This is a genomic window from Streptomyces sp. NBC_01635, from assembly GCF_045209715.1.
Taxonomy (GTDB): domain Bacteria; phylum Actinomycetota; class Actinomycetes; order Streptomycetales; family Streptomycetaceae; genus Streptomyces; species Streptomyces hirsutus.
The window spans coordinates 1,263,781-1,288,606 of record NZ_CP109277.1; the positions used below are offsets into that span (position 1 = coordinate 1,263,781).

At 70.3% G+C, this 24,826-nt stretch carries 28 protein-coding genes and 2 pseudogenes; 14 read left to right on the forward strand and 16 right to left on the reverse strand.

The features are described 5' to 3' along the window. Positions 1–38: 38 nt before the first annotated feature. The 4 genes from OHB56_RS06155 to OHB56_RS06170 form a co-directional block, all read right to left on the reverse strand. Positions 39–1,259, reverse strand: a complete 1,221-nt coding sequence (locus tag OHB56_RS06155; protein WP_406358942.1) for an RNA polymerase sigma factor — start codon at positions 1,257–1,259, stop codon at positions 39–41. A gap of 71 nt (positions 1,260–1,330) precedes the next feature. Then, on the reverse strand, positions 1,331–1,738 hold the full coding sequence (locus tag OHB56_RS06160) for a YciI family protein (protein WP_326751336.1): 408 nt from the start codon (positions 1,736–1,738) through the stop codon (positions 1,331–1,333). A gap of 204 nt (positions 1,739–1,942) precedes the next feature. Further along, positions 1,943–3,070, reverse strand: a complete 1,128-nt coding sequence (locus OHB56_RS06165) for a hypothetical protein (RefSeq protein ID WP_406352071.1) — start codon at positions 3,068–3,070, stop codon at positions 1,943–1,945. Positions 3,071–3,541: 471 nt separating this feature from the next. Then, complete coding sequence (locus OHB56_RS06170) at positions 3,542–3,976, reverse strand: DUF2809 domain-containing protein (protein WP_326751338.1); 435 nt, start codon at positions 3,974–3,976, stop codon at positions 3,542–3,544. 154 nt (positions 3,977–4,130) lie between these two features. On the opposite strand from OHB56_RS06170, the gene OHB56_RS06175 reads away from it, so the two are divergent. Next, entirely contained in the window at positions 4,131–4,568 is a 438-nt protein-coding gene (locus OHB56_RS06175) for a DUF4291 family protein (RefSeq protein ID WP_406352074.1), read from the forward strand. Here OHB56_RS06175 and OHB56_RS06180 read toward each other — a convergent pair. Then, positions 4,481–5,104 (reverse strand): hypothetical protein, encoded by a 624-nt coding sequence (locus tag OHB56_RS06180; protein ID WP_406352076.1) that lies wholly within the window; start codon positions 5,102–5,104, stop codon positions 4,481–4,483. The genes OHB56_RS06175 and OHB56_RS06180 overlap by 88 nt on opposite strands. A 257-nt stretch (positions 5,105–5,361) precedes the next feature. Between OHB56_RS06180 and OHB56_RS06185 the strand changes: the two are divergent. Together OHB56_RS06185 and OHB56_RS06190 are read left to right on the forward strand one after the other, a co-directional pair. Beyond that, positions 5,362–6,021, forward strand: a pseudogene (locus OHB56_RS06185) (hypothetical protein). 17 nt (positions 6,022–6,038) lie between these two features. After that, positions 6,039–6,704, forward strand: coding sequence for a hypothetical protein (locus tag OHB56_RS06190; RefSeq protein WP_406352078.1), 666 nt, complete (start codon positions 6,039–6,041; stop codon positions 6,702–6,704). Between the two features lie 185 nt (positions 6,705–6,889). Here the strand turns inward: OHB56_RS06190 and OHB56_RS06195 are convergent, their stop codons facing one another. Beyond that, positions 6,890–7,600: an alpha/beta hydrolase gene (locus OHB56_RS06195; protein ID WP_406352080.1), complete on the reverse strand. Its 711-nt coding sequence runs from the start codon at positions 7,598–7,600 to the stop codon at positions 6,890–6,892. Positions 7,601–7,655: 55 nt separating this feature from the next. Between OHB56_RS06195 and OHB56_RS06200 the strand changes: the two genes are divergently transcribed. Further along, positions 7,656–7,781, forward strand: coding sequence for a hypothetical protein (locus OHB56_RS06200; protein WP_326751340.1), 126 nt, complete (start codon positions 7,656–7,658; stop codon positions 7,779–7,781). Positions 7,782–8,018: 237 nt separating this feature from the next. Here OHB56_RS06200 and OHB56_RS06205 read toward each other — a convergent pair whose 3' ends face one another. After that, positions 8,019–8,783 carry a hypothetical protein gene (locus OHB56_RS06205; protein ID WP_406352082.1) on the reverse strand — a complete coding sequence of 255 codons (765 nt, stop codon included), beginning with the start codon at positions 8,781–8,783 and terminating at the stop codon, positions 8,019–8,021. Between the two features lie 652 nt (positions 8,784–9,435). Between OHB56_RS06205 and OHB56_RS06210 the strand changes: the two genes are divergently transcribed. From OHB56_RS06210 to OHB56_RS06225, 4 genes are all read left to right on the forward strand, one after another. Then, on the forward strand, positions 9,436–9,720 hold the full coding sequence (locus OHB56_RS06210) for a hypothetical protein (protein WP_326751342.1): 285 nt from the start codon (positions 9,436–9,438) through the stop codon (positions 9,718–9,720). A gap of 437 nt (positions 9,721–10,157) precedes the next feature. After that, positions 10,158–10,490, forward strand: coding sequence for a hypothetical protein (locus tag OHB56_RS06215; RefSeq protein WP_326751343.1), 333 nt, complete (start codon positions 10,158–10,160; stop codon positions 10,488–10,490). Positions 10,491–10,961: 471 nt separating this feature from the next. Next, positions 10,962–11,174 carry a hypothetical protein gene (locus tag OHB56_RS06220; RefSeq protein WP_326751344.1) on the forward strand — a complete coding sequence of 71 codons (213 nt, stop codon included), beginning with the start codon at positions 10,962–10,964 and terminating at the stop codon, positions 11,172–11,174. Then, entirely contained in the window at positions 11,171–11,575 is a 405-nt protein-coding gene (locus OHB56_RS06225) for a hypothetical protein (RefSeq protein ID WP_326751345.1), read from the forward strand. The genes OHB56_RS06220 and OHB56_RS06225 overlap by 4 nt, the downstream gene beginning before the upstream one ends. A gap of 106 nt (positions 11,576–11,681) precedes the next feature. Here OHB56_RS06225 and OHB56_RS06230 read toward each other — a convergent pair whose 3' ends face one another. Then, a complete protein-coding gene (locus tag OHB56_RS06230) occupies positions 11,682–12,668 on the reverse strand; it encodes a phosphotransferase (protein ID WP_406352085.1) in 987 nt (328 codons plus the stop codon). Positions 12,669–13,000: 332 nt separating this feature from the next. Between OHB56_RS06230 and OHB56_RS06235 the strand changes: the two genes are divergently transcribed. Next, positions 13,001–13,453: an SRPBCC domain-containing protein gene (locus OHB56_RS06235; RefSeq protein WP_406352087.1), complete on the forward strand. Its 453-nt coding sequence runs from the start codon at positions 13,001–13,003 to the stop codon at positions 13,451–13,453. Between the two features lie 564 nt (positions 13,454–14,017). Here OHB56_RS06235 and OHB56_RS06240 read toward each other — a convergent pair. From OHB56_RS06240 to lnt, 5 genes are all read right to left on the reverse strand, one after another. Continuing rightward, a complete protein-coding gene (locus OHB56_RS06240; protein ID WP_406352089.1) occupies positions 14,018–14,680 on the reverse strand; it encodes a phosphoribosyltransferase in 663 nt (220 codons plus the stop codon). A 95-nt stretch (positions 14,681–14,775) separates the two neighbouring features. Continuing rightward, positions 14,776–15,015, reverse strand: coding sequence for a hypothetical protein (locus OHB56_RS06245; RefSeq protein WP_406352090.1), 240 nt, complete (start codon positions 15,013–15,015; stop codon positions 14,776–14,778). Beyond that, a complete protein-coding gene (locus OHB56_RS06250) occupies positions 14,996–15,211 on the reverse strand; it encodes a hypothetical protein (RefSeq protein ID WP_406352092.1) in 216 nt (71 codons plus the stop codon). The genes OHB56_RS06245 and OHB56_RS06250 overlap by 20 nt, the downstream gene beginning before the upstream one ends. Before the next feature lie 137 nt (positions 15,212–15,348). Further along, positions 15,349–15,828: an NUDIX domain-containing protein gene (locus OHB56_RS06255; RefSeq protein ID WP_326751349.1), complete on the reverse strand. Its 480-nt coding sequence runs from the start codon at positions 15,826–15,828 to the stop codon at positions 15,349–15,351. 73 nt (positions 15,829–15,901) lie between these two features. Continuing rightward, positions 15,902–17,506, reverse strand: coding sequence for an apolipoprotein N-acyltransferase (gene lnt / locus OHB56_RS06260; RefSeq protein WP_406352094.1), 1,605 nt, complete (start codon positions 17,504–17,506; stop codon positions 15,902–15,904). A gap of 334 nt (positions 17,507–17,840) precedes the next feature. Here lnt and OHB56_RS06265 point away from each other — a divergent pair. After that, a pseudogene (locus OHB56_RS06265) lies at positions 17,841–18,146 on the forward strand (hypothetical protein); the annotation flags it as partial. An 18-nt stretch (positions 18,147–18,164) separates the two neighbouring features. On the opposite strand, the gene OHB56_RS06270 reads toward OHB56_RS06265, so the two are convergent. Continuing rightward, a complete protein-coding gene (locus tag OHB56_RS06270) occupies positions 18,165–18,710 on the reverse strand; it encodes a hypothetical protein (RefSeq protein WP_055631214.1) in 546 nt (181 codons plus the stop codon). Positions 18,711–18,840: 130 nt separating this feature from the next. After that, entirely contained in the window at positions 18,841–19,626 is a 786-nt protein-coding gene (locus OHB56_RS06275) for a glutamate racemase (protein ID WP_406352096.1), read from the reverse strand. Between the two features lie 57 nt (positions 19,627–19,683). On the opposite strand from OHB56_RS06275, the gene OHB56_RS06280 reads away from it, so the two are divergent. Beyond that, on the forward strand, positions 19,684–20,859 hold the full coding sequence (locus OHB56_RS06280; protein ID WP_406352098.1) for a glycosyltransferase: 1,176 nt from the start codon (positions 19,684–19,686) through the stop codon (positions 20,857–20,859). Between the two features lie 85 nt (positions 20,860–20,944). Here the strand turns inward: OHB56_RS06280 and OHB56_RS06285 are convergent, their stop codons facing one another. Next, the gene (locus tag OHB56_RS06285; protein WP_406358944.1) at positions 20,945–22,207 is read right to left on the reverse strand and encodes a TerD family protein; all 1,263 of its coding nucleotides are present in this window, start codon (positions 22,205–22,207) and stop codon (positions 20,945–20,947) included. Between the two features lie 293 nt (positions 22,208–22,500). On the opposite strand from OHB56_RS06285, the gene OHB56_RS06290 reads away from it, so the two are divergent. The 3 genes from OHB56_RS06290 to OHB56_RS06300 all read left to right on the forward strand — a co-directional run bounded on the left by OHB56_RS06290 (position 22,501) and on the right by OHB56_RS06300 (position 24,820). Then, on the forward strand, positions 22,501–22,932 hold the full coding sequence (locus OHB56_RS06290) for a DUF6643 family protein (protein ID WP_055593298.1): 432 nt from the start codon (positions 22,501–22,503) through the stop codon (positions 22,930–22,932). Between the two features lie 131 nt (positions 22,933–23,063). Further along, positions 23,064–23,894: an MOSC domain-containing protein gene (locus OHB56_RS06295; RefSeq protein ID WP_406352100.1), complete on the forward strand. Its 831-nt coding sequence runs from the start codon at positions 23,064–23,066 to the stop codon at positions 23,892–23,894. A gap of 320 nt (positions 23,895–24,214) precedes the next feature. Continuing rightward, positions 24,215–24,820 (forward strand): hypothetical protein, encoded by a 606-nt coding sequence (locus tag OHB56_RS06300; protein WP_326751356.1) that lies wholly within the window; start codon positions 24,215–24,217, stop codon positions 24,818–24,820. Positions 24,821–24,826: the final 6 nt, after the last annotated feature.

Sequence of the window (24,826 nt, forward strand, 5' to 3'; positions counted from 1 at the left end):
GCAGTCCCGCCGTCCGAGCGCGGTCCGAGCGCGGTCCGTCAGTGCCCCCGGCGGGCGTGGAGCCGGGCGGCCTGGCGTGTCAGGTGGTCGCGTTCGGCGAGGTTGGACGCCCTTTGGGCCGCCTCGGCGTACAGCCGTGCCGCCGTCGCCGGGTCGCCGTCGCGTTCGTGGAGGTACGCGGACACCGCGGTGTGGCGGGGCAGTGAGTCGTCCAGCGCCGCGAGCGCCGCCAGGCCCGCGCGCGGTCCGTCGGCCTCACCGACGGCCACCGCGCGGTTGAGCCGGACGACCGGGCTGTCGGTCAGGCGCGCGAGCTCGTCGTACCACTCGACGATCTGCACCCAGTCGGTCTCCTCGGCGGTGGGGGCGTCGGCGTGGAGCGCCGCGATGGCGGCCTGGGCCTGGAACTCGCCCAGCCGGTCGCGGGCGAGGGCGGCCTGCAGGATCCCGACGCCCTCGGCGATCGACGCGGTGTCCCACCGGCCGCGGTCCTGCTCGGCGAGCGGTACCAGGCTGCCGTCGGGCGCGGTCCGGGCGGCGCGCCGGGCGTGGTGGAGCAGCATGAGGGCGAGCAGCCCCGCCACCTCGGGGTGGTCGATCGCGGCCGCGAGCTGCCGGGTGAGCCGGATGGCCTCGGCGGCGAGGTCGACGTCGCCGGAGTAGCCCTCGTTGAAGACCAGGTAGAGGACGCGCAGCACGGTGGCGACATCGCCGGGCCGGTCGAACCTTCCCCGAGCTCTCGGCTTCTCCCCCACTCTCGGCTTCGCTCGAGCTGGGGGACCCCCATGAGCAGGGGAGGCCCCATTGCCGGAGACGGTGCGCTTGGCCCGGCTGATGCGCTGCGCCATGGTCGCCTCGGGCACCAGATAGGCCTGGGCTATCTGGCGGGTGGTGAGCCCACCGATGGCGCGCAGCGTGAGCGCGACCGCGGACGACGGCGTCAGCGACGGGTGGGCGCACAGGAAGTAGAGCTGGAGCGTGTCGTCCGCCGAGGGCGCGGGTCCGGGCGGCGGCTCCTCGTCGACGCGCTCCTCGCGCCGGCGGCGGGCGGTGTCCGCCCGGGTCGCGTCGAGGAACCGGCGCCAGGCCACGGTGACCAGCCAGCCCTTCGGGTCGTGCGGTGGGGCGGCAGGCCAGACGCGGACCGCCTCGACCAGCGCGTCCTGCAGGGCGTCCTCGGCCGCAGCGAAGTCCGCTCCGCGGCGGACGAGGATCCCGAGCACGCTCGGCGTGAGGCTCCGGAGCAGGACCTCGTTCACTCCAGACGTCATTCCGGTCCCGTTTCCGTCATCGATTCCGGCCTGCCGTTTCGTCATGTCATTCCGTCATGTCATTCCGTGATGGTGGGCGGTGCGGTCAGGAACGGGCGTACCTCGAGCCATTCGTGAATCGGCTTCCCGCCCGCCCCGGGGGCGGCCGACAGTTCCCCGGCCAGCTCGACGGCGCGCTCGTAGTTGTCGACGTCGATCACCATCCAGCCGGCGATGAGGTCCTTCGTCTCGGCGAACGGGCCGTCGGTGACCGGCGGGCGGCCCTCGCCGTCGTACCGGACGAACGTCCCCTCGGGGGCGAGCGCCTGGCCGTCGACGAACTCGCCGGTCTTCTCGAGCCGGGCGGCGAAGTCGTTCATGTACTGCACGTGGGCCGAGATCTCCTCCGGCGTCCACCGGTCCATGGGCACGTCGTTGACCGCGGCCGGGGCGCCCCGGTAGTGCTTCAGGAGCAGGTACTTGGCCATCGTGTTTCTCCTCGGTGCTGGTGCGACCTCTTCCGGTCGCGTTCACTGCGGGGACGGAGCCGGCCGCGGTTCCTCGACATCGACGCCCGAGATCTTTCCGGCTCCCGCCGATACGCGACGCCCACCGGTGGCCATCGTCCCGGGCCGGCACGGCTTCCGCGCGCTGGAGGATCACGCGGCTCGGCGGGGCACCGGCAGTCTCCGTCAGCGCGGACGCGTGACGAAGACCTGTCGGTCACCGCCGGTGGACGACTCCCCCAGCAGGTCACGCGGTACCGCGTCGTACGCCACCGCGCGTCCGTGCGCGTCGAGAGTCGGGTCGGACGCCGGCCTCTGATTGACGGTGCCGTCGGGCCGGGCGGTGACCATGTCCGTGCGGCCGGTGCGCAGGTCCAGCAGATAGATCACCTGGAGCGGGCCGCGAGGCTCCCTCTCCTCCGCTGCCACGAAGACGATGTGACGGCCGTCCGCGCTCAGACGGCCGGTGTGCGTGGCGAACTGCGGCTTCGGGCCCAAAATGTGGCGCAGCGTTCCGCTCCTCAGATCCTTGAGGAAGACGTCACCGGTGTCGTTGGTGCCTCCGGGTCGCAAGGTACGGCACTTGAAGCGGAACACGACGTGGCGGCCGTCCGGACTCATCACCGGGTCGCTGACCCCGTACTCGGCCGGATCGTCCGCGCACTCGGGGTCGACCCGCATCCGCTTGTCCGTGCGCCGGTCGAGTGCGTAGACGTGCGTCCCACTGCCCTCTGCTCCGTCCGTCCCGGGACCCGACGCCAGGTAGGCGATGTGCCGGCCGTCATGGCTCAGAGACGGCGTCGCGACCCATCGCTCCTCGCCGGCAGAGGGGACGTCGAGCCACTCGCCCGCACCCCGCCCGAGGTCGCGCAGGCGGATGAGAGAGCGGCCTCCCGTGTCCTCCACCGGCCGGGCCGTGAAGGTCACGTACCTTCCGTTGCCACTGATGTTCGGCGCGTTCACGTTGCTGAATCGGGCGTAGGCGCCGTCACTGACCAGTTCGGTACGCCCCGTGCGCACGTCGTACACATAGGCCTGGGTGCTGTCCAGCGTCGGGAAGACCACCCGCATGCCGTCGGCGCTGATGGACGGGGCGATGTACGGTGCTCCCTCGTCCATACCGTCGGTCAGGTTGCTGGCCCAGTGCACCCTCCCGGTCCGCAGGTCCTTCACGTAGACGTCGTGGACGTTGTCGGTGTCGCCGGGCGCCAGATTCGAGGCGCGTGACCAGAAAGCCACATAACGGCCGTTGGCGCTGATCGCGGCGTACTGGCTTCGTTCGTTCCCCATCACCTCGTCGGACGTGACGTTCACGTAATCCGTACCCGGCTTCAGTTCCAACGCCCCTGCGGGCGTCGTCTGCACGGCTGCGCACACCACTGCCACAGCGGCAACGGCAGCCGCTCTCCACCCAAGACGCATTCTTCCCCCCGGTCGACACGTCTCCCCCGGTCCTGCGGCCAGGGATCACCTTCATGCAACCGGCCCGCAGATGCGCGGTCAATGCGTCTATCGCCGTACAACCCGGACGCCTGATCGACCGTCCGCACCCGCGCCCTCGGGAACTTCTCAAGCGCATCGTCGCCGCGAGCCCGATCGGCACCACCGTCGAGTGGTACGACAACTCATTCGGCCAGAGCTGTGACCTACTGCTTTTCGCCTCTGCCCCGTTGACGTCACCACCGAAGCAGCACCGGGAGATCACGTCGGGTGGAGAGCTGGGAGGGACCTGCCCGCACAAGCCACGGGCCACTGGCCACGCCGACTATCACCGCGAACGATCGCTCACAGCGATGAAGATGCCCGTCCCCGTCCCGCCCTTCGAGAGGCTACGACAAGCCCTCCGACCAGCGCGCCGACCGCGTACCAGAACAGGTCCGGCGCGTTGAAGGTGGAACCGAGGATCAAACGGGCAGCAGCGCTGTGCCCGGAGAGCTCCGCCGGCAGCCCACTGAGCTGCAAGAACTCGACCCCCCAACTGACGGCCAGCGCAAGTGCGCCAGCTTTCCATGCTGTCAACCGCGGTGCCGCCAGGATGACGAGGGCGAAAATCAGCAGGGTGTACAGGGCGTCCCCGCCGTACTTGGCCACGTCTCCCGCTGCCACGGCCCGGAGACCCAGCCCCGCGCCAACGGTCGCCAGCGCGGCCACAGCCGCCGAAAGACGAATCCGGTTCGTCTCGCTGTCGATACCTGCACCGATTCCGGAAGGGGAAGTCATCCGGTCATTCTGCTGGACGCCTGGTACTCGCCCCAACAGACGGCCACCACACCGAGCCGCGGACACCTGGCCACACGCTTCCTCGCCTTCGTCGGCATCACCGCCACCTTCCTCTGCCACCACAGGCTCGGCGGCCTCCCGCCGCGGTAATTCGATGGCGTGCGCGAAAAAGTGTCCACCTTGTCCCGTGGCAGAACCCAAGTACCGGATCCGCGCCCCGTACACGGACTCCACAGTCACCGTCCACCAGGCGTACGCGCCGGGGATCGGTCTGCCGACAGCCGGAGAAGGCCGTTTCCCGTCAGTGTGGCAACGGAACCGGATGACGTGGATCACCATGCCACGTTCACAGACCTCAACGGGGCGGAGGAGCAGGTGGCCAAGGTTCGCGCCTCATCAGAGGCGTCGACCGCCTCGTTCGGCTCTCGGAGGCGAAGAGTCGGCCGCTACCGAGGGCCCCACAGGAGGGCCCCTGTCCCATGGGAGACTACGGGTACTGCGCTGTCAGTCGAACGCCACGACCAAGCGGACTCCGTCGTCACCGAAGCGGCCGGCCAGAGCCTTCATCACAGCGAAGACGTGCGGCCAGTGAGTCTCCGAACCCAAGGCAGCGCCCGCGGTCAGCGGTTCGTAGGCGCAGACCAAATCGCCGGTGGTCCACTCAACACGTTTTGAAGCGTTGTGACACTCGCGAGGTGGCACGCCCACCAGGGACAAGAACTCCGACGGCCACTGATGGGATACCGGCTGGCGATGCAGTGTCGACGGCAGCGACTTCTTGTGCCACGTCACGTGGCCGACAAAGTGCTCAGGTCCGGTCGCGGGAGCGAGGGAAGCGAGCTCCCGCCAGCTGACCCAGCTCGCCCCGTCCATCTCGTCCCGCTCAATCCAGGAGCCCAACTGCGAGCGCATACCGCTCGACAGGTCCACGGGAAGACCACGACCGGGCGCAAGCGGCGGAAAGCCCGCGTAGTTGCGCACTCCGAAGAGAAGACCGAAGGCCGTGTAGTCGGTCTCGTCGTACAACGGCCACAGATCCATGGCAGTCACCCATGGCTCGGCGTCGTAGTCATCGGTGCCGGCGTAAGAATGACGAAACTCGATCCCGCCGTAGATGTCCGTGCCCATGACGGCGCACCCTAACTGCCCTGGTCTGTACGGCGCACGTCACTATTAAAGGTCGATGACAGAGACACTCCGAGTGCCGCTTGAGGTGCGGACCGCGGCGTCCCCCAGCCTTCGTGACGATCTCGGTCGACTGGTCTGTGAGCGCGGCTTGACATGGGTCATCAAGCAGCGTTCACAGACCGCAAGAGCCTGTGGCTGGGCGGTGGGCCGGGGTCACCTTCAGGGCTGGCCTGTCGAGGCTGGACCATGGTCTGGTGATGAAGTGGACGAAGGAGACGCCCCCGGTCGGGCAGTCCGAGCATGAGTCGGAACTCTCGGACTACCAGCGGGCGATGCGGGACCGGCTTCTCGCGGCTCCTGTGGTGCCCGCGCCCGAACCCTGGCGGCCCGTCTTCGCCTAAGAGTACGGCGTTCCTGTCGGCGGACTGCTCGGGATCGGCTTCGCGACGAACCCCGATACAGGCCACGATCTGGTGATGGTTGTCTCGCACGACGGGCACGGTCTCTTCGACGCCGTCACCGGCGAGAAGATCGCCAGGGACCGCGACCCCGCTCTTGAGGACAGCACCCCCGACGCAGTCGCCGACCTGTCCTGCCCTGGACTGGGGCCGATCACCGGAAGCCGCGTACACATCGCCGGGCTCTTCGGCGGAGGGCTGCACACCACCACCGAAGACGGCTGGACCCTGGAAGTCGTCACCCCGGCCTGGCCGAACGAGCGGGTCCTGCTGTCAATCGACGGCGGGCTCCCCCATGCGGGTCCGCACGGAGAGGAGTGGTGGCACATCTTCCACTCGAACTACTCCACATTCCGTGCAGCCGGCTTCTCCCCCTCCGGCCAGACGATCGCCGTAGCGACAAGCAGCGACCTCTCCCTGTGGACCCGCAGTACGGACGACCGTCACGCCGACGGCTGAGACACGCCCGAGTTCGGGTGGAAGAGCAGAAGGAGGCGGAGTTGAGCGTCACAGGTGTGTGGATCGTCGGCGCAGTGCCTGAACAGGAGGTACGGAGTGTGCTGAGCGCTTCGGTTCAGAACTCGGCGCCGGCACCGGTGCACTGTGATGTGCCTGGGGAACTGGCTTGGTGGCGAAGCAAGGCGCAGGCGTCCATGTTCACTCCGTCGACGAGTTCTCCCGGCGATTGGAGCGCCGACGAGGACGCCCTCCGGCTCAGCGCGTTCTTCGACGCCTGCCGCGACGACTCTGACCACGCGCAGGAGTTGCGTGACACGGTCATGGATCAGTTTCCCCCCGCTGCTGAGGAGGGCTTGTTCGTGACCACGGCGCGCAAGGCCGACCCGTTCTCCGCCTTGGCTTACGCGCTGGGCCCCGAGGCGACGCTGCGGCTGCCAGGCCGGTTCGGGGACTTCCTTCTTGATGCCGAGCAAGTCCGCGATCAGCTGCCCGCGGTCGAGGAGACCCTCGTCCTGACCGGAACCCCACGTCGTGACGCGATCGAGCGAATCCACGCGTGGATGACCGGCTTGGGTGACGACCCCGACCACAACGCGGACGAACTTCTTGACGGCCCGCTCGGCGTCCTCCGCCACGCCGCCCGCACGGGCCATGGGGCAGCCGGCCAAGTCCGCTGGTACTGACGAGGCCGAACACCTCATTCACCTCGACACGGTGCGCCCGCCGGAATGGGACAGACATCACGAAACCCTGTGCCCAGGCTCCGCTACCTCGCGGGAAAGATCTGTGAGCAAGGCTTGACTTGGGTCATCAAGCCGCTTTCACAGCCCCATCCATGGTCCTGGCAGGATGCGGACCCCAAGCGGATCTACTCTCCGACCCCGCGGGCGACCTCACCGATCAGGTCGGCCAGTAGCCCCGGGTGGGACAGAAACGGATGGTGGCCGGTCGGCAGGTCGATCACACCGGACGCCCGCCGGGCGAACTCCCGCTGCTTCGCCGGCGACGTGGCCCGGTCCCCGGTACAGACGACGTACGTCGAGGGGGTCTTGTGCCAGGCGATGCCGCGCGGAGCCTGAGCGAAGACCGCCTGTGACTGCGGTCCCAACCGCCGGAAGGCGCCCGCCTCGGCCTCCTCGTCGCAGTCGTGCAGGAAGGCGCCCCGCAGGTCGACCGCCGTATTCGGGACGACCGTGCCGTCATCCCGCGGGACGACCCAGGGGGCGGGGTCAGGTCCGGCCAGGGAGGCGAGGGATTCACCGCGGTCCGGCACGACCGCGGTGATGTAGAGGAGGTGGGTGACGTCGTCCCTGCCCGCGGCGGCGTCGGTGATCACCATCCCGCCGTAGGAGTGCCCGCACAGCAAGGCGAGGTGCCCAGGCTCCTGGTCCAGCACGGACCGCACCGCGTCGGCGTCGGCGTACAGATCCGCCCCGTACGTGGCGCCCGCCCGCTCGCCGCAGCTGGGCAGTTCCACACTGCGGCTCTCCAGCCCCAGGGCGGCGAGTGGCTCCACCATCCGGTTCCACCACCAGTCGGCATCCTGCGCGCACGCGCCATGGACGAATACAACCCGCATTCATGCCTCCCTCAGCTTCCCAGCCACCCCGTGACGACCGCAGGCCCAGGCCATCATGTCCAGCCCGAAGGTCAACCGCTTTGCTCTGCGCGCGAATTTCCTCATGCCATCGGCCGGCCCTCGCTGCGAGCACCTGAAGACGCGTGCGGGCCTGCTCGATCTGATCGACAGGGCCGCCTGATCCGCGGGCCGCCGATGCCCAGCCTGCCACCCTCCCGAGAGATCCCGCCGCCCACCTTGAGGGACAAGGACTGCGAACGTGGCTTGACGGGGTCATCAAGCCACGTTCACAGACTCCTTCCGTGACTGAGGCACTCGGAATGGACAGGTAGGGCAGACGTTTTCCCCACAGATCCTCTGGGCGGACGCCATCTTGGACTCCCCAGGCCGATCGCAGTTCGGGGACCGCTCGCAGTCGTCACGGACTCTCCTCTCCCGGTATGGCGAGATCCCGGGCGGTCTCGGTACGAGTGCGCTCGTATTCCGCCGGGTCGAGAATCTCCCATACCGCCTGGCCGATGGCCAGAATGCCGCGGGCCGGCAGGGGCACGTCACCGATGCGCGGGTTCTCCCTCAGCCGGACCGGACGCCCGAGGTCGACGCCGTCGAATGTGGCATGCGAGTCGTCGACGAAGTACATCCGCTGTGGCATGAGCGTTCCGGTGTGCCCGCTCGGCATCGTGCCGGACAGCTGGAGGTCCCCCATTCCCAGCGCACGGGCCAGACGCTCGCGAGCCCGCACCAGGAGTCGAGGGCGCCAGGTCGCGAGCGGCAGCACCCCGCTGACGCCGTTGAGAAGACCGAGGAGTCGTGTCGCGGAGGCGGTGAGGGCCCAGTCCAGGGAGGGGGAATCCATCGTCACCCGCAGGGTGGCAGGGCCCGCCCACGCGAGCCCGATCCGGGCATGACCTGTTTGGCCGCAGGCAGCGCCGTAGTACCTGGGGCACGCGGTGTCCAGTCGTGGCCCGTCGACGTGAATCGACCAACTGCCGTTCGGGTCGCGATGCCACAACGTGCGGTAGGGACCGAAGCAGTTCTCCGGAAAGACACGCAGGGCGAGTACGTGACCGGAATCGAAGGGGAGTCCGAAGACACCCCAGCCCTTGACGTATTCGTGATGGGGCCATGGCGCCCGGCCCCGTACGGGGGGAACATCGGACAGCGCGGAGGAAAGGTCGAGCATCTCCATCACCCCGGCGAGGTTGGCCTGTGCCCCAGATCAAGGTTACGGGGGTCACGACCGGATCCGCTTGGGTTGCCACCTGCGCGGCAGCGTCACAGCAGTGTTTCTCGTCGGACCGCACGGGCTCGACGCACGCTCCTGTGGATGGCCGGGGCGCGGGACCACCTCGACGAGAGCCCTCGCGGGTTACTGCGGGCCGAATGGGACGGGGGTCAAGTCAGGTGACCCGTTCGGGACGAACCCGGGGGCATCGCGCCGAGGCTTCGCCCGAGCCCTCCGCCCCGGCTCGAAGCATTGAACAGTTGGGCAGATCGCTTGGCTGCGGGCGGGATGATTCTTGAGACTGAAGGGTGAGTTGCGGCGTGCCGTCGAGGAAAAGGGCTGTGAGCACGGCTTGACGTGGATCATCAAGCCACGTTCACAGTCTCTTCCGTGCTGCGGGCAGCCGCCCAGCCCAGGCTGCTCCACTCCACGTCGAGGCTGTCCCGTGGCGCACCTGCGGAGGGCCTTGCGTCCGGGCCGGCGGCCGCCGTTCGGATCACCCAAGGCTGCCCTTCGGGTGATGGCCGGACGTCTCATGGGCCAGGCAGCTGTCGCAGGGGTACGACGTCTCAGCAGAGGACGAACACAGAATGCCGTGAGGAGCTTGGGAATGTACGCAGCGGTCCGGCGATACGAAGGGGTGACCGATCCGGCCGAGGCGGTACGTCTCGTGAAAGAGGGGTTCGTGCCGCTCCTGCGCCAGGTCTCCGGCTTCGTGGCCTACTACTGGATCGATGCCGGGGACGGGGTGGTGGTCTCGACCAGCGTCTTCCAGGACCGGGCCGGTGTCGAGGAATCGATCTCGAGGGCGGCGGACTTCGTGCGGGACAACCTCGCGTCAGTGCTTCCCAACCCTCCCGAGGTCATGGCCGGCGAAGTAGGGGCTTCCGCGTGACAGCGTTCGGACCAGCCATGTGAAAGGTCTCCAACGCTGTCCGGCCTGTCGTGCCCACAGAGTCGCCCTTCTCAGCGGCGTTGATCCCGCGAGGGTTTTGGCCTCAGCCTCCACGAGGGTCGCCACCATCACGGAGAGCTAGGGCCACCTTGTGGCAATGCGCGCTACCGAACGTGTCGCTCTGACCTGCTCGCCGACGGATGCGGGGCGCCGGAGTAGACCCATATGCCCCAGTGTGCTCGCCGCGCGACTACTTCCGGGTGACGCTGTGACCGTGACGGATGCGCCCGCCTCCCGCCCGCGTCGTGAGGTGCGGTGACGACCGCGCCAAGACGAAGGGTCAACAGGTCATGGTGGACATGCCTCACGAAGCACGGCAGGAGACCAGAGGCGCCCGAAACGATGGCCAGCCAGCCGGACCGATGAGGTACTTCGGTGTGCTGCTCCTCCTCAGCGGAGTGCTGAGCATCCTTCAGGGCATTGCTGGCATTGCCAAGGATCGTCTTTTTGGCGTGCCGCGATACTACGAGTACCGGTTCGACCTCACCAGCTGGGGCTGGATCCATCTCGTCGTAGGCGTTGCGCTGGTGATTGTGGGCGTGGGAGTGCTGCGGGCCATGAGCTGGGGCCGCGCGGCCGGGGTGACGACCGCCTCGATCAGTCTGGTGACCCAGTTCATGTTCATCCCTTACTACCCTCTGTGGTCGATCAGTGTGATGGCGCTCGATCTGATCATTCTGTGGGGTCTGGCACGGATCGCCATCACTTGATCGGAACCGAAGCCGGCTTGCATACTTCACGGAGTGTGGCACTCCTCCGAACTGAGAGTTCACGGTGATCAAAGAGGGCTAGCACAATGCACTGAGTTGTCGGGGGTGATCAGGCAGCAGGCGAGTTCGAGGAAGGCTTCGTGGATGTCGGCTCGTCTCTCCCATCGGATGCGTGGCCGACGGAAGCCGTGGAGCCTCCTTCTACTGTGCGAAGTGCGGAGTCGAACTCACCCCGGACTTGGTGGAGCTGCCCCCGTGCCGGACGTCTCGGGCCGTGACAAGGATCGGGACAAGGAGACGCGTCTGGCCCCCTCCAGCGTGCCGCGAGGGCACTGTGCTGTTGATCCCGAGCCGTGGGGCGCACCGTTCATCCCACCGACCGACGAACCTCGGTCGCACCATCCGCACCGACTGCTCATGCCGCCCGAGCTGACCGATTGGACCCCGGCCGGCCCGAGGAACAGCGTCGTCGTGCATCCCCAAGACGTACCCGCTCTGCGGCTGCTGGATCAGGGCGGCACGCACGGGGGTTGCTGCGACCCGTTCGGCAGCGGGGGCCGCAACATGGCCTGTGGCTGCGGTGTCCTCGTCGCCCCCCTCGCTGCCGACTGCATGGGCCCGTACGAACTCCACCTAGATCCCGTACGGGTGCGGGCGTTCGACACGAAGGGATCGAAGAGATGAGCAGCCGTCCTGTGCCAACGCATGCTGCTGAACTGGAACCGCTCAGACGCCACCTCCGTGACCCCTCGTTCGAATTCGATGTGGGTCCCGGGTGGCGGGCCCTTGTACTGCGGTGCCATGAGGCGGTCGTCGCGGTGTTTCCCGAGTACGAGCTTCTGGCGGTGAAGCAGAAGTGGGCGGCCCTGGCCTTCCAGGCATTTCCTCGGCCGTGGAAGCGGGGTGGAAACTGGACGTCCGACGAGGCGGTCAGGCTCGACGCGCTGGTGGCCGAGTTCACGGCCGCCGGCGAGCACGTCTGCGAGCGCTGCGGCAACGCTGGAACGCTGCGCGAAACCCGGCCGATCGAACTGATTCTCTGTGATGCGTGCGAGTCCTGCGTGGGACCGGACGGCCGCCTGTAGGCGGGTCTTGCTTCAAGCTGCTGCCAAAGGTTTGTGGGCGCGGCTTGACGTGGGTCATCAAGCCGCGTTCATGGACCTTGTCCGGAAGCGGTGACGGTCCTGTCCGCTACGGGAGGAGGGCCAGGGCCTCCTTCAGGTTGTGCTCGGCGATCCCGTGCATGGAGGCCCGGTCGGGAAAGTCGCCGTCGAGCAGGCGCAACGGGCCGGCGACCAGGGACAGGCGCATCGCGAGCATGTAAAGGTTCAGTCGTTGTGGATCGAGGCCGGGCCGGGACAGGGCGGGATAGTGCTTGCCGAAGCGGAGCCGGAGGAAGACGTGCTCCCACTCGATGTCGAAGTGCATGAGGCCCTCGATGTCGATCAGCACCGCGTGACCGTCGGCGTCGACCAGGACGTGGTCGGGGCCCAGTTCTCCGTGGATCAGTCCGTATTCTGCTCGGGGGGACACCCGTACGGCCAAGTCGTGAAGGCGGTCGCGCAAGTGACCGTCCGCTGCGGCGATCCTGCGGTCTCTGCCCGAGGCCTCTTCGAGATCGTGCAAGGCCCGGCCGAGAACCAGTTGCTCGCAGGAGACTCCGGTTGCCGTGCCGCCCTGTTCCAGCAGATCCATCCGACCGTACTTCGGGGCAAGGTGCCGGTGCATGACGTCCGTCATCGCGGCCAGGTCGTCCAAAGCCGCAGTCGCGCGAGCGGGATCGCTCTCGAAGAGCTCTTCGAGCGTGCCGACGGAGATGTCCTCGACCACGGCCACGTCCGCCGGGTACCGCTGCCGACTGCCGTCCGACAGGAGGACCCGCGGAGCCCTTACGCCCAGGCTGTCCAGACTCCGCTGGGCGGTGAGGAACGGGGCCAGGCCTGAGGCGGGGGCGAACGGATCCCTGACATCGGCTTCGTTCCAGCCCGGCCAGAAGTTCTCCTCCTCGGCCCAGCTATAGACGATCACACTCGTCAGCGGGCTTCCATCGACTCGGACCCGGTACACCCCCTTCTTGCTGCCCCCGCGCAACCGGTCCACCGCGACCACACGGCAGCCCGGTCCCAGCACGTCACGGACCAGCCCCGGCAGGTCTTCGAGCTCCCCGATCTTCCGCATCGGTAGAACATATCGAACAGCGCGTTCGCACGTGCAGTGAAATACGCCCCCGGCAGCGTCCGACCACCGATCGGCGGTACGCGCCCGGCCTACTCCAGAAGGACTACGAACGAGGCTCGACGTGGGTCAGGCCCGAGGTCCTCGGACGGTCCCGTGGGTGGTGGAGAGCTGTCGGTGCAAAGACCGGGCTTGCGCCTCCCCGCTCCTTCGCCGAGTCCGTGCCGCACCGGTACGGCCGCGCGAGAAAGTTCCAGCAGACCGATGAATCTCCGCGCCCGCGGGCGTCTACAGGTGCGACAGTCCCGGGCAGCATGAGACCAGGAGACGAAAAGATGAGCACCGAGCAGACCACCCCGACCGGCGGCTTCTCCTACAAGCTGACTCGAAAGCTGGACGCCCCCGCCGTGAAGGCGTGGCGTGCGTGGACCACCCCCGAGCAGTACGCCCAGTGGGCCTACGCCGCTGCCGGCTCCGTCGAGATGGACGTCCGGCCGGGCGGAGCGTGGAAGGCCATGACGGTCACGCCCGACGGCGGACGGTTCCCGCTGGCCGGCTCCTATCTCGAGGTCGTCGAGAACCGCCTCCTGGTGATCGGCATGGACGTACCCGGCAAGCCCGCGCCCGCGGTCATGACCATGGAACTCGACGAGCAGGACGACCACCACACGCAGATCGTGCTCCGCCAGACCTGCGACACCGCAGAGGATCGCGACATGGCCGAGCAGGGCAGCACCATGCTCCTCGACAGCCTGAACGCCTTCCTGGCCGATGGAGCGAGGGACTGAACCCCGCTCACGACTCACCGCCCGCCCCGGATCACGCGACGGGCCGGAAACACGCCCGGGCGGTGGCCCGCGGACGGGTGCGGCTACTGCCCCGCCGGCGACTGGACTCACGGCACAGGCCGCCCGGAATGGCGTCGGACGGGTGGGCGGCGACTCGTGCACACGGTCCGCATTCATCCCTGTTCGCTTCAACGACGCGCTGGAGGACTCGGCGGCCCGACTTCGCAGGGCACTGCTGGTCATCCGGAGCGGTGACGACCGGATCGGCACTCTCCGCCGGCTCGTCAAGGGGCCGGACCGATGCCAGACGGACAGCGCGTCGAGATGCCGGGCACACACTTTCCCCTGGCACGAACCGCAGTCGCGGTCCGACCCGATACGCCGGCTCGCGGCCCGGGCCGGGTCGGGGCCGTGTCCCGGTCGCTGCTCGGACGCCGCCCGGGTGGCTGTGGAACGGTCACGGCTGCGGCTCGCGATCGGGCGCGGTTTCCGGTGGAGTCGGGGCACGATCTCTGGTGGCGGGTGGATACCGGGCGTTCATGGAGCTGCTTCCGGCTCCGCCCCTCAGCCCTGGTGCATCGAGGCATCGTGCTCGTGGAGAGCTTCGATGACCTCGTCATCACTCACCTGCTCGAAGTCGTCGTACCAGTGGCCGACCGCCCGGAAGTCCGACGGCTGGTGCAGGCAGACGACGTCATCGGCTTCCGACCTCATGTCGGCCGCGGTCTCGGGAGCGCAGACAGGGACGGCGAGGATCAGTCGGGCGGTATGCAGACGGCGCAGGTGGCGCAGGGCGGCGCGGGCGGTGGCCCCGGTGGCCAGTCCGTCGTCGACGAGGATCACTGTCCGGTCCTCGACCTCGGGCGGTGACTGGTCGCCCCGATACAGCAGTGCGCGACGGTGCAGTTCGGTGCGTTCGCGGGCCACATCCGGAAGGAGGCGGTCCTCGTCCAGGCCGAGCATGTCGAGTGCCCGCCGGTCGAACAGCGGAGGGTCGTCGCCCACGATTGCGCCGATGCCCGTCTCCGGCCGGCCGGGAAGGCCGATCTTCCGTACGACCAGCACATCCAGTGGTGCCCCGAGCGCCCGGGCGACCTGGGCGGCCACGGGAACACCGCCCCGGGGCAGCGCGAGTACGACAAGATTGGGGAGGTCGCCGTCGGACGCCCGTTCCACAAGGCGGACGGCAAGTTCCTGACCGGCTTCCCGGCGGTCGTGGAATCGCATGACCGGGTACCTGCCTTTCTGAAGAATAAAGGGTGGGGCCCGCAGCCCCACGCGACCGGTTCGGTCGCACCTTGGCTGCGGCATCCTCACCGGACTCAGGCGGCTGCTCGCTCGGTCACATACCAACGGGCCGGATTCTCCTCCTGGTGCGCTGCCAGGCAGTCCGGCCAGTCCCCTTCCACGGCCACGAGTTCCACGGCCACGAAGGAAAATCCCTTCTCCTCGATCAGCCGCCGTGTCAGCACAGCACGCCACCGGTAGCACTCCATGGTGCCGTGGGACGCCTCCTCGAGCAGTACGTGCCGGGTGGCACCGTCACGGTGAGGACCAACCACGGCGACGCCCTGCGCGCGTGTCGTCGTCGGCGCTGATGGCAGCGCCGGCCGAGTAGCCCGGTACGTCGGAGTGCTGTGCGCACAGGTCGACCTGGCCCTGGAGGTCGAGCACGTGCGGCTCGATGCCGCCGCTGAGGCCTCGGGCCTGCTCGGTCAGCGCCTCCAGGCCTGCGGCGTCCCGGTCGACGGCTCTCACCTTGACGCAGGTGACGAGGGCGGTGCGGCCACCGAGGTCGAGCAGGGGGCCAGGGAGGTGGAGAGGGCGTGGGGCGCGGTCATGTCCCGACGCCAGGCAGCGCCCCTACCCCCTCCCATGCGGTCACGCCCCACAGTTCAGCCAGAAGTAGCGGGGTCGAACCATGTGGGTGCGTCAGCCATGGCTTGCTTGATGCGGAAGCGCCCGAACTCGTTCAGCTCCGGCAGCGCGTCCACGGCGAACCAGGCGACGTCCAGTGATTCGTCGTCGTTGACCCGGGCCTCACCACCGACGGCACGGCAGCGGAAGGTGATGTCCATGTACTGGCAGATGTCGCCGTTGCCGTACGTCACCGGGTTCAGCGCCTGGACCAGCACGACCCGTTCGACGACGCAGTGCACCGCGGTCTCCTCCTCGACCTCGCGCACCGCGCAGGCGGCGGGCTGCTCCCCCGGGTCGGGGATGCCGCCGAGCACCGACCACTTGCGGGTGTCGGACCGGCGGTTCAGCAGCACTCTGCCCTCGTCGTCGAAGACGACGGCGGTGACCCCGGGAAGCCAGAGCAACTGGTGACCGGCGGAAGCGCGCAGCGTGCTGATGAAATCAGGAGTAGCCATGCCCCGACCCTAACGGGCAGGTCGGACAGTTCTACGGCACTTCAGGGGTGTGCGTTCTCCGCACGACCGCGCGTCACCGGCGCGCCCGCCCGCGCACGCCGGTGCCGGCGGCCCGTCCCAGGCCGCCCGCGGCGACCAGGACGAGGGCGACCTCGGGGAGGACGCCGAGGCGGGTGGCGGGGGTCCGGGAGGAGCGCAGCGGCACCTCCTGCACCAGGGAGTCGGCGACGAACATGCCGGTCTTCTGACTGACCGTCCCGTCCGGCATGATGATCGCGCTGACACCGCTGGTCACCGGGACGGTGACGGTGCGGCTGTGCTCGACGGCGCGGACCCTGGACATGGCGAGCTGCTGGTGGGTCATCTCGCTGCGGCCGAAGGTCGCGTTGTTGCTGGGTACGGAGATCAGCTGGGCGCCGGCGGTGACCGTGTCGCGCACCGCCCAGTCGAAGGCCGCCTCGTAGCAGGTGACGAGTCCCACCCCGGTGCCGGCCATGGTGAACACGCCGGGTTCGGTGCCCCGGCTGAAGTCCTGGCGGACCATCGACGTCCACTCGTCGTTGATCGCCCCGACCAGGGAGCGCAGCGGAAGGTACTCGCCGAAGGGCTGGATCTGCCGCTTGTCGTAGGTGTCGACGGGGCCCTTCGCCGGGTCCCAGAGCACCTGCTCGTTGAGCAGCTTGCCGTCCTTGCCCACCACGGCGCCGACCGAGACCGGGGCTCCGATCGCCCGGGCCGCGCGGTCGATGACGGCACGCGCGTCGGCGTTGGTGAAGGGGTCGATGTCGGAGGAGTTCTCCGGCCACAGCACGATGTCGGGCCGCTCGGCCCTGCCCGCGTCGACGGCGGCGGCCAGGCGCTCCGTCTCGCGCGCGTGGTAGTCGAGGACGGCACGCCGCTGGGAGTTGAAGTCGAGCCCCAGCCGGGGCACGTTGCCCTGGATCACGGCGACGGTCGCCGTGCCGTCCTCGGCCGTGTCGCTCACCAGCGGCCGGGCGGCGAACGCGGCCACCAGGGGCACCACCACGCTCAGGGCGCCGACGGCCGCCGCGACGCGCCGCACGGTCCCGGTGCGGCGGGCGTCCAGGGAAACGCGCGCGATCTCGTACAGGCCGAAGCCGCACAGGACGACCGCGAAGCCGAGCACGGGGGTGCCGCCCAGTGCGGCGAGCGGCAGGAACACGCCGTCCGCCTGCCCGAACGCGATCTTGCCCCAGGGGAAACCGCTGAACGGCACGCGCGCGCGTGCCGCCTCCCCCGCCGTCCAGAGCGCGGCGGCCCACACCGGCCACCCGGGCAGCTTCGAGACCGCGGCGACACCCGCGCCGACCAGCGCGACGAAGACCGCCTCGATCACGGCGAGGGCGATCCACGGGCCGGGGCCGACCTCCACACCGGTCCACACCAGCAGCGGCAGCAGGAAGCCCAGGCCGAAGAGATAGCCGAGGCCGAGCCCCGCCTTCCAGCTCCGCCCGCGCAGCAGCAGGGCGAAGACGGCGAAGGCGGGCAGCGCCAGCCACCACAGGGTGCGGGGCGGGAAACTGACGTAGAGGAGCAGTCCGGAGAGTGCTGCCGCTGCGGCCGGAACGAGGCGCACGAGCCACCGGCGCCACGCGCTGGGCGCGGCCTGCGGGGGCATCGGGTCCGACTCGCCGACGGAGGTTGCGGTGACGGTCACTCCGCGAGTCTACGGCGGCCTGCCCGGGCACCGACCGTGCCGGCCGGGCGGGCGGGCGGCGGCGGGGAGGGCGGGCCGCACGGGGAGGGCCGCGGGCGGAGGCGGTGTCCCCGGGTGCGGCTCGTCAGCGCACGTTCCCGCACATCCCCGAACCGCCCATCAGCCGTTACCGTGTGCCGGTGCCTCTGTCGTGCCGGCCCGTCGCGGTGTCGGCGGCCGAGGTCCGTCACAGGTCGGGGGGCGACGCGGTGCGGGGTGCGGGGTGGGTTCCACGGGGACGGTTGTGGTCGGTCCGGATGCAAACGGTGGAAGACGGAGTGGTCTGGCCACGGCGGGCGTCGTGGTGCTCGGTGCGTGCTCGGCCTGGTCGCTGATCACTGCGGCGGCCGGGAACGGCCGGCCCGAGGGGGTGCTGTGCGCGCTGTGGCGCAGTCCGCGGGCCACGCCCGTGGTGCTCTCGGCGGGTGCGGCGCTGACGGCCGTCGCGGCGGTCGCCGCGGTGGGAAACGCGCTGAGTTTCACCGCGGTTTCGGTGGGGGCGGGCCTGCTCGCGGGACTCGCGACGGCCCGTCCGCTCACCCTCGGTGCACCGGAACGGCCGACGGACACTCCCGTCCGCGGGACCCGGCGCACACCGTGACCGCCCCGGCGCGGCGGCTCAGCCTGCCGGGTCCGGTTGGTGCGGGTGGAGACGGTCGCGGATGGCGGTCACCGCCGCCTCCGCGTCGTCCACGGTGATCGTGAAGGTGTGTCCGTCCCACAGACTCAGGGCGATGCCCTCGCCACGGCGCACGATGACCGCGGTGCCCTTCTCGGGCCTCCAGCGGTAGCCCCAGCCGCCCCAGTGCCGCGGGGTGACGTGCGGGACGAACTCCGCTCCGACGACGTGCGACAGCGGGATGCGGCGGCGCGGCACCCCGATGTGGCCGCAGCGCACTTCCAGGTGGTCCTCGTCGACCCGCAGCGCGACGTGCACGAAGGCCAGAGTGCCGAACAGGACCAGCAGCCCGGCCGCGATGCACCCGACGACGGCCATGGCCAGCGGAGCGACACCGCTCGACCAGGCCGAGTCCACGGCCAGCACGATGCCGAGCGCCATGCAGGCGGCACCGATCAGCGCCAGCAGCCACTGCATCCGGTTGGTCGCGCGACCGGTCCAGACGTCGGGGTACGGGGCACGGGCGCCGTGGGGGTGGTCCCTCATGCCTTCGAGATTACTCACGTTTCGCTCCGCGGGGCCCGCGGTGCCCGGCTCCACTGCGCCGACCGGGGTGCGGGTGGCCGGGGTGCGGGTGGCCGGGGTGCGGGTGGCCGGGGTGCGGGTGGCCGAGGGCTCACCCCGCGGCGGTGACCTGCTGGAGGAGCCGGCCTTCCGCGTAGGTGAGGGCGGGCAGGGGGAGCGCGCCCTCGCGTCCGCTCAGCAGCACGGTGAGGGTGCCGGTCGCCGGGGCCTCGGGGGCGGGCTGCTCACCGAGGCGGCGCATGGCCTGGGCGGCGACCGCTCCGGCGGAGCAGTGCAGGACGAGCGGCGGCAGGCCGGGGCGCTGCACGGCGGCCCGGATGCGTTCGGCGACCAGTTCGTAATGGGTGCAGCCCAGGACGACGGTCGTCACCTCGTCCGGGGTGAGTTCGGCGGCGGCGTCGACGGCAGCGGCGATCGCGCTCTCGTCCGCGCGCTCCACGGCCTCCGCGAGCCCCCAGCACGGCACCTCGGTGACGTCGACGCCGCCGGCGAAGTCCCGGATCAGGTTCCGCTGGTACGGGCTGCCGGTCGTGGCCGGAGTCGCCCAGATCGCCAGCGGTCCGCCGCCGGCCGCCGCCGGCTTGATCGCCGGGACGGTGCCGATGACGGGCAGGTCCGATTCGAGGCGGGCGCGCAGGGCGGCGAGCGCGTGCACGGTCGCGGTGTTGCAGCCGACGATCAGGGCGTCGGGCCGGTGCGCGGCAGCCGCCTCGGCGACGGCGAGGGCGCGAGCGGTGAGGTCCTGTGGAGTCCTGGGTCCCCAGGGCATGCCGTCGGGGTCGAGGGAGAGGACGAGATCGGCGTCGGGGCGGAGGTGCCGTACCGCTGCGGTGGCTGCCAGCAGGCCGATTCCGGAGTCCATGAGTGCGATCTTCACCCGGTCACGATAGTCGATGGGCCGTGTCCGGCCCTGCGTTCGGGGCAGAATGCGCGCGTGAGCGCCCTTGTGTGGACCGCCCTCGCGTCCCTCGTCGCCTGGCTGTGGCTGCTGCTCGGCCAGGGCTTCTTCTGGCGTACGGACGTCCGGCTCCCGCCCGGGCGGGAACCGGAGCCGTGGCCGTCGGTGTGCGTGGTCGTTCCCGCGCGGGACGAGGCGGCGGTGCTGCCGGTGAGTCTGCCGTCGCTGCTCGCCCAGGACTATCCCGGGCGGGCGGAGGTCTTCCTCGTCGACGACGGCAGTACGGACGGCACCGGGCGGCTCGCGCGTGAGCTGGCGGACCGGCACGGCGGACTGCCGCTGACCGTGGGTTCGCCCGGCGAGCCGCCGGCCGGCTGGACCGGCAAACTCTGGGCGGTGCGGCACGGCATCGGCCTGGCCCGCGCACGTGCGCCCGAGTACCTGCTGCTCACGGACGCCGACATTGCGCACGCGCCCGACAGCCTGCGCCGGCTGGTCGCGGCGGCCCGCACCGGCGGGTTCGACGTCGTCTCGCAGATGGCGCGGCTGCGCGTGGAGAGCTTCTGGGAGCGGATGGTCGTACCGGCGTTCGTGTACTTCTTCGCGCAGTTGTATCCGTTCCGCCGGATCGGGCGGGACGGGTCGCGGACGGCCGCGGCGGCCGGGGGCTGTGTGCTGCTGCGCGCGGAGGCGGCCGAAAGGGCGCGGATCCCGGACGCCATCCGGCAGGCCGTCATCGACGACGTGGCGCTCGCGCGGGCGGTCAAGGCCGGCGGCGGCCGGATCTGGCTGGGGCTGGCGGACGGGGTGGACAGTGTGCGCCCGTACCCGCGGCTGGACGACCTGTGGCGCATGGTCTCGCGCAGCGCGTACGCGCAGCTGCGGCACAGCCCGGTACTGCTGGCGGGTACGGTCGCGGGTCTTGTGCTGGTGTACCTGGTGCCGCCGGTGGCGGTGGTCGCGGGACTGGCGGTGGAAAGTACGCAGGCCGTGGCCGCCGGTGCGGCGGCCTGGCTGGTGATGACGGGGACGTACCTCCCGATGCTGCGCCACTACCGGCAGCCGCCGTGGCTCGCTCCCCTGCTGCCGTTCACCGCGTTCCTGTACCTCCTGATGACGGTCGACTCGGCGGTGCAGCACCACCGGGGGCGGGGGGCGGCCTGGAAGGGCCGCACCTACACGCGCCCGGGCGCCGTGCCCGACGAGGGCTGAACCGGGGGCCCGTCGGGCGTCGTGGCGATCGGGGGTCAGGTGCTGCCGGAGCCCCTCGTGACCGCGGAGCGCTTGCGGCCGGGGGTCACTTGCGGCCGGGGGTCCAGTTCATGCCCCAGCCGTAGGCGCGGTCGACGGTGCGCTGCGGGCTGACGCCCCGGTCGGGCACCAGGTAGCGGGCCTCGCGCTGGACGACGAGGTCGCCGCCGGTGTGGGTGATGAGGGCGAGGGCGCACACCGTCGAGGGAACGGTGCACTCGTCGAGCGAGAAGTCGATCGGGGCGCCGTGCTGCGGCTGGAGGGTGACCGTGGCGTGCAGGTCGGCGAAGGAGCGGGCGCCCTCGTAGATGGTGACGAAGACGAGGATGCGGCGGAAGTACTGCTTGTGGTCGAGGCTGACGGTGAGGTTCTCGCCGGAGTCCACGGCGCCGGTGCGGTCGTCGCCGTCGAGGTGGATGAAGGGGGGCCGCTGCAGTGAGCCGTACGCGTTCCCGAGGGCCTGGACGACTCCCTTGCTGCCGTCGCTGAGTTCGAACAGGGCGCACAGGTCGAGGTCGAGGTCGGAATGCATGGCGACCGGACGGCCCAGCTTGCCCGCCCAGCCGGAGAACTGTTTGCGCACCTGCCAGTTGAGGTTCACCCGGAGGGCGCCCGAGGTTCCGCCCTGTTTGGCCAGCGAGACGGAGGGAGCGGCCTTGGTGAGCGTCACCTTGGTGAGCCGGACCGGCGACGCGGTGGGAGGCGCGGCCGCCGGGGGCGGCGGCGTGGTGACCGGGGGTGTCGGGGCGGCCGGCGGAGCCGTCGCCGGGGAGGCGGGAGCGGCGTGCTGCGGCTCGTCCACGGTGATGCCGTAGTCGGTGGCCAGTCCCTCGAGTCCGCTGCTGTAGCCCTGGCCGACGGCGCGGAACTTCCAGGCACCCTGGCGGCGGTAGAACTCGCCGAGCACGAAGGCGCTCTCGCTGGTCGCGCCCGCGCTGTCGAAGCGGGCCGCGACGGTGCCCTGCGCGGCGTCCTTGACCTCGATGTACAGGCCCGGGATCCGGCCGAAGGTGCCGCCGTCGGAGGAGGCCGCGAGGAGCACCGTCTCGATGCCGGGCTCCACGCGCGCGAGGTCGACGAGGACGGTGTCGGTGACCTGCCCGCCGGCGTTCCGCTTGCCCTCGTGCCGGACGGCTCCGGAGGAGTGGGCGGGCTGGTTGTAGAAGACGAAGTCGCCGTCGGAGCGGACCTTGCCGCCGGCCAGCAGGAGCGCGGAGGCGTCCGCGTCGGGGACCCCGGGGCCGGTGCGCCACCCCAGTTCCACCCGGAGTGCCGTGGTCGGCACCGGCGTGTTCGATCCCTTCGACATGGACATGTCCGCCCCCATCACGTGTCACCTCGCCAGGCGATGCCCGGCATGCGTCGTGCTCCGTCCGCACAACCTAGTACCCGCACGCGGGAACTCCCATGGGGGCATGCGCGGAGAGGCCGATCGCCCCCGGGTAACCCCGCCGGAACTCGGCTTTTACCAGATGGCCATCAGGACGTACAGCCGTTTCATCCAACTTCGCCCGAATTAGCTATCCCAGGGCACGTCGGACACGGAAAACAACCCTCTTATCGGTCTCCCCAACCAGCACATCGTGGGCTTAACTTATGGCCATGACCTCCCCCCGCTCCACTTATGGCGGCGGCTACTACTCCGCCTCCTTCCCGGACACCCCGATCTACGACTCCCTCGTGGCCGAGCGGGGCACCCCGCAGATCGCCCCGATCCGGGTCCCCTCCGTCTACGACGTGCCGGGCAGTCATCTGCCCGCGCTCCCGTCGGCGTTGCCCGCGCTCCCGGCGGGCCCCTCCCAGCCCGCCTACGGTTATCCGCAGGCGCAGCAGCCGGCCCCGCTCCAGCAGGCGCATACGCCGTACATTCCGCAGCAGGCCACCACGCCGCGCGGTTACCCCGGGCCCCAGCCGCAGCAGCCGCGTCCGGCCGCTCCCGGTGCGGGCTACGAGGCCATGCGCCCCGCGGCCCCGCGCCCGGCGCCGGCTCCGTACCAGGACCCGTACAACAACCAGCAGTACCGCGGGTACTGAGCGGTACCCCGCACTCGCCGGGTACCGAGCCGTTCCAGGCAGTGCGCCCCGGGCCCTGAGCCGTCCCGCGGACCGCCGACCCGGAGCCGTGTCCCCCCGGAGCCGTCGTCGCCGGCTGGCACGATGGCTCCATGGGGAACGCGCTGCTGCAGTCGATTCACGTACATCCGGTCAAGGCCTTCCGTAGCCTGCCTCTTCGGGAGGTCGTCGTGGAGCCCTGGGGACCGGCCGGAGACCGGCGCTGGATGCTGACCGACGACGGGGGAAGGGTCGTCACACAACGCGGGCATCCGCGCTTGGCGCTGGCCGCTGCCGAGCTGTTGCCCGGCGGCGGTCTACGGCTGTCCGCGCCCGGCAGGGACCCGGTGACCGTGCCCGTGCCCGCGCCGGGCGGCCCCACCGAGCGGGTGGAGATCTTCCGCGACAAGATCGACGTGGTGCCGGCCGAGGGCGACGCCGTGCACGCCTGGTGCAGCGCCTTCCTCGGCGCCGACGTACGTCTGGTGCACCTGGACGACCCCGCCACGCGCAGGCCGGTCGATCCCGGGTTCGCGCTGCCGGGCGAGACGGTCAGCCTCGCCGACGGCTATCCCCTGCTGCTCACCACGACCGCGTCCCTCGACGCCCTCAACACCCTGATCGCCGGGGGCGACCACGCGGACGAAGGGCCCCTGCCCATGAACCGCTTCCGGCCGAACCTGGTCGTCGAAGGCACCACCGCCTGGGCCGAGGACACCTGGTCGCACATCACGGTCGGCGAGGTCGCCTTCCGTGTCGCCAAGCCCAGCGGACGGTGTGTGGTGACGACCACCGACCAGCGCACCGCCGAGCGCGGCCGGGAACCCCTGCGTTCGCTCGGCAGGCACCGCAGGTTCGGCGACCAGCTGGTGTTCGGGCAGAACCTGGTGCCCCTCGCACCCGGTACGGTCCGGGTCGGCGATCCGGTCACGGTCCTCGCCTGACGGACGCGACGGGCGCGACGGACACGACGGAGATGACGGATGCGGTGCGGGCCCACCCGCCGGACGGACCCCCGCCGCAATGCCCTCCCGGCCCGGCGGATCACGCCCACCGCCTCGCCCGGCAGACACCGTGTCAGTTCTCCTCCGTCCCCGCCCGATTACCGGGGCGTGCGCGGGAACCGCCCTCCCGGGTCTGCCCGTCGTCCTTTCCGAGAGCCGATGAGAGGGCCTCGGGGGTGACGTCCCTCTCTCTTCGGCGGAATCCTGGGTGAACGGCTCCGTCGCCGCGTTATCACGGATGGAGGAAGGGGGTGCGGCCGGTGCGGGTGATCAGCGGGCTCTGGCGCTGGCGGCACAATCCGCTGTGCCGGCCGACCGACCTGGCCGAGGGCCTGCTGGCGCTCGTGGCGCTGCTGCTCGTTCTCGTCGCCGCTCCGCTCGTCGGCGTCCTCGCCGGAAGCGCCACCGAGGACGCCCTTCAGCGTTCCGTGCGCGAACAGCACAAGGCACGGCACCAGGTGCGGGCCACGGTGGTACGGGTCCTCGAGCCCGCCCGTCCGGACCTCGACCCGGAGGGTGTCTCCGGCCAGGCCCTGCGCACCCGGGTCATGGCCCGCTGGACCGCCCCGGACGGCACCGGGCGCCAACGCCCGGTCCTCGTGCGGCTGAAGGACCCGCGGCCGGGCGGGCACTTCTCTCTGTGGACCGACGCCGAGGGCCGCACAACGGCCCGCCCGCTGGACACCGCGACGGCGACGACGCACGCCGTGCTCGCGGGCTTCGGCGCGGCCCTGCTGACGGCGGCCCTGATCGAGGGCGCACGACGGCTGATGGTCCGGCGCATGGTCCGGCACCGGTACGCCGTCCTGGACCGGGCATGGGACAAAGCGGGCCCCGACTGGGGCAGGACCGGCACCGGAAGCTGATCGCCT

Coding starts and splice junctions, on each gene's coding strand:
- OHB56_RS06160 (WP_326751336.1), bottom strand. CDS start 1,738: ATGGCCAAGTACCTGCTCCTGAAGCACTACCGGGGCGCCCCGGCCGCG.
- OHB56_RS06170 (WP_326751338.1), bottom strand. CDS start 3,976: ATGACTTCCCCTTCCGGAATCGGTGCAGGTATCGACAGCGAGACGAAC.
- OHB56_RS06175 (WP_406352074.1), top strand. CDS start 4,131: ATGGCGTGCGCGAAAAAGTGTCCACCTTGTCCCGTGGCAGAACCCAAG.
- OHB56_RS06180 (WP_406352076.1), bottom strand. CDS start 5,104: ATGGGCACGGACATCTACGGCGGGATCGAGTTTCGTCATTCTTACGCC.
- OHB56_RS06195 (WP_406352080.1), bottom strand. CDS start 7,600: ATGCGGGTTGTATTCGTCCATGGCGCGTGCGCGCAGGATGCCGACTGG.
- OHB56_RS06200 (WP_326751340.1), top strand. CDS start 7,656: ATGTCCAGCCCGAAGGTCAACCGCTTTGCTCTGCGCGCGAATTTCCTC.
- OHB56_RS06205 (WP_406352082.1), bottom strand. CDS start 8,783: ATGCTCGACCTTTCCTCCGCGCTGTCCGATGTTCCCCCCGTACGGGGC.
- OHB56_RS06210 (WP_326751342.1), top strand. CDS start 9,436: ATGTACGCAGCGGTCCGGCGATACGAAGGGGTGACCGATCCGGCCGAG.
- OHB56_RS06225 (WP_326751345.1), top strand. CDS start 11,171: ATGAGCAGCCGTCCTGTGCCAACGCATGCTGCTGAACTGGAACCGCTC.
- OHB56_RS06230 (WP_406352085.1), bottom strand. CDS start 12,668: ATGCGGAAGATCGGGGAGCTCGAAGACCTGCCGGGGCTGGTCCGTGAC.
- OHB56_RS06235 (WP_406352087.1), top strand. CDS start 13,001: ATGAGCACCGAGCAGACCACCCCGACCGGCGGCTTCTCCTACAAGCTG.
- OHB56_RS06240 (WP_406352089.1), bottom strand. CDS start 14,680: ATGCGATTCCACGACCGCCGGGAAGCCGGTCAGGAACTTGCCGTCCGC.
- OHB56_RS06255 (WP_326751349.1), bottom strand. CDS start 15,828: ATGGCTACTCCTGATTTCATCAGCACGCTGCGCGCTTCCGCCGGTCAC.
- OHB56_RS06270 (WP_055631214.1), bottom strand. CDS start 18,710: ATGAGGGACCACCCCCACGGCGCCCGTGCCCCGTACCCCGACGTCTGG.
- OHB56_RS06285 (WP_406358944.1), bottom strand. CDS start 22,207: ATGTCGAAGGGATCGAACACGCCGGTGCCGACCACGGCACTCCGGGTG.
- OHB56_RS06290 (WP_055593298.1), top strand. CDS start 22,501: ATGACCTCCCCCCGCTCCACTTATGGCGGCGGCTACTACTCCGCCTCC.
- OHB56_RS06295 (WP_406352100.1), top strand. CDS start 23,064: ATGGGGAACGCGCTGCTGCAGTCGATTCACGTACATCCGGTCAAGGCC.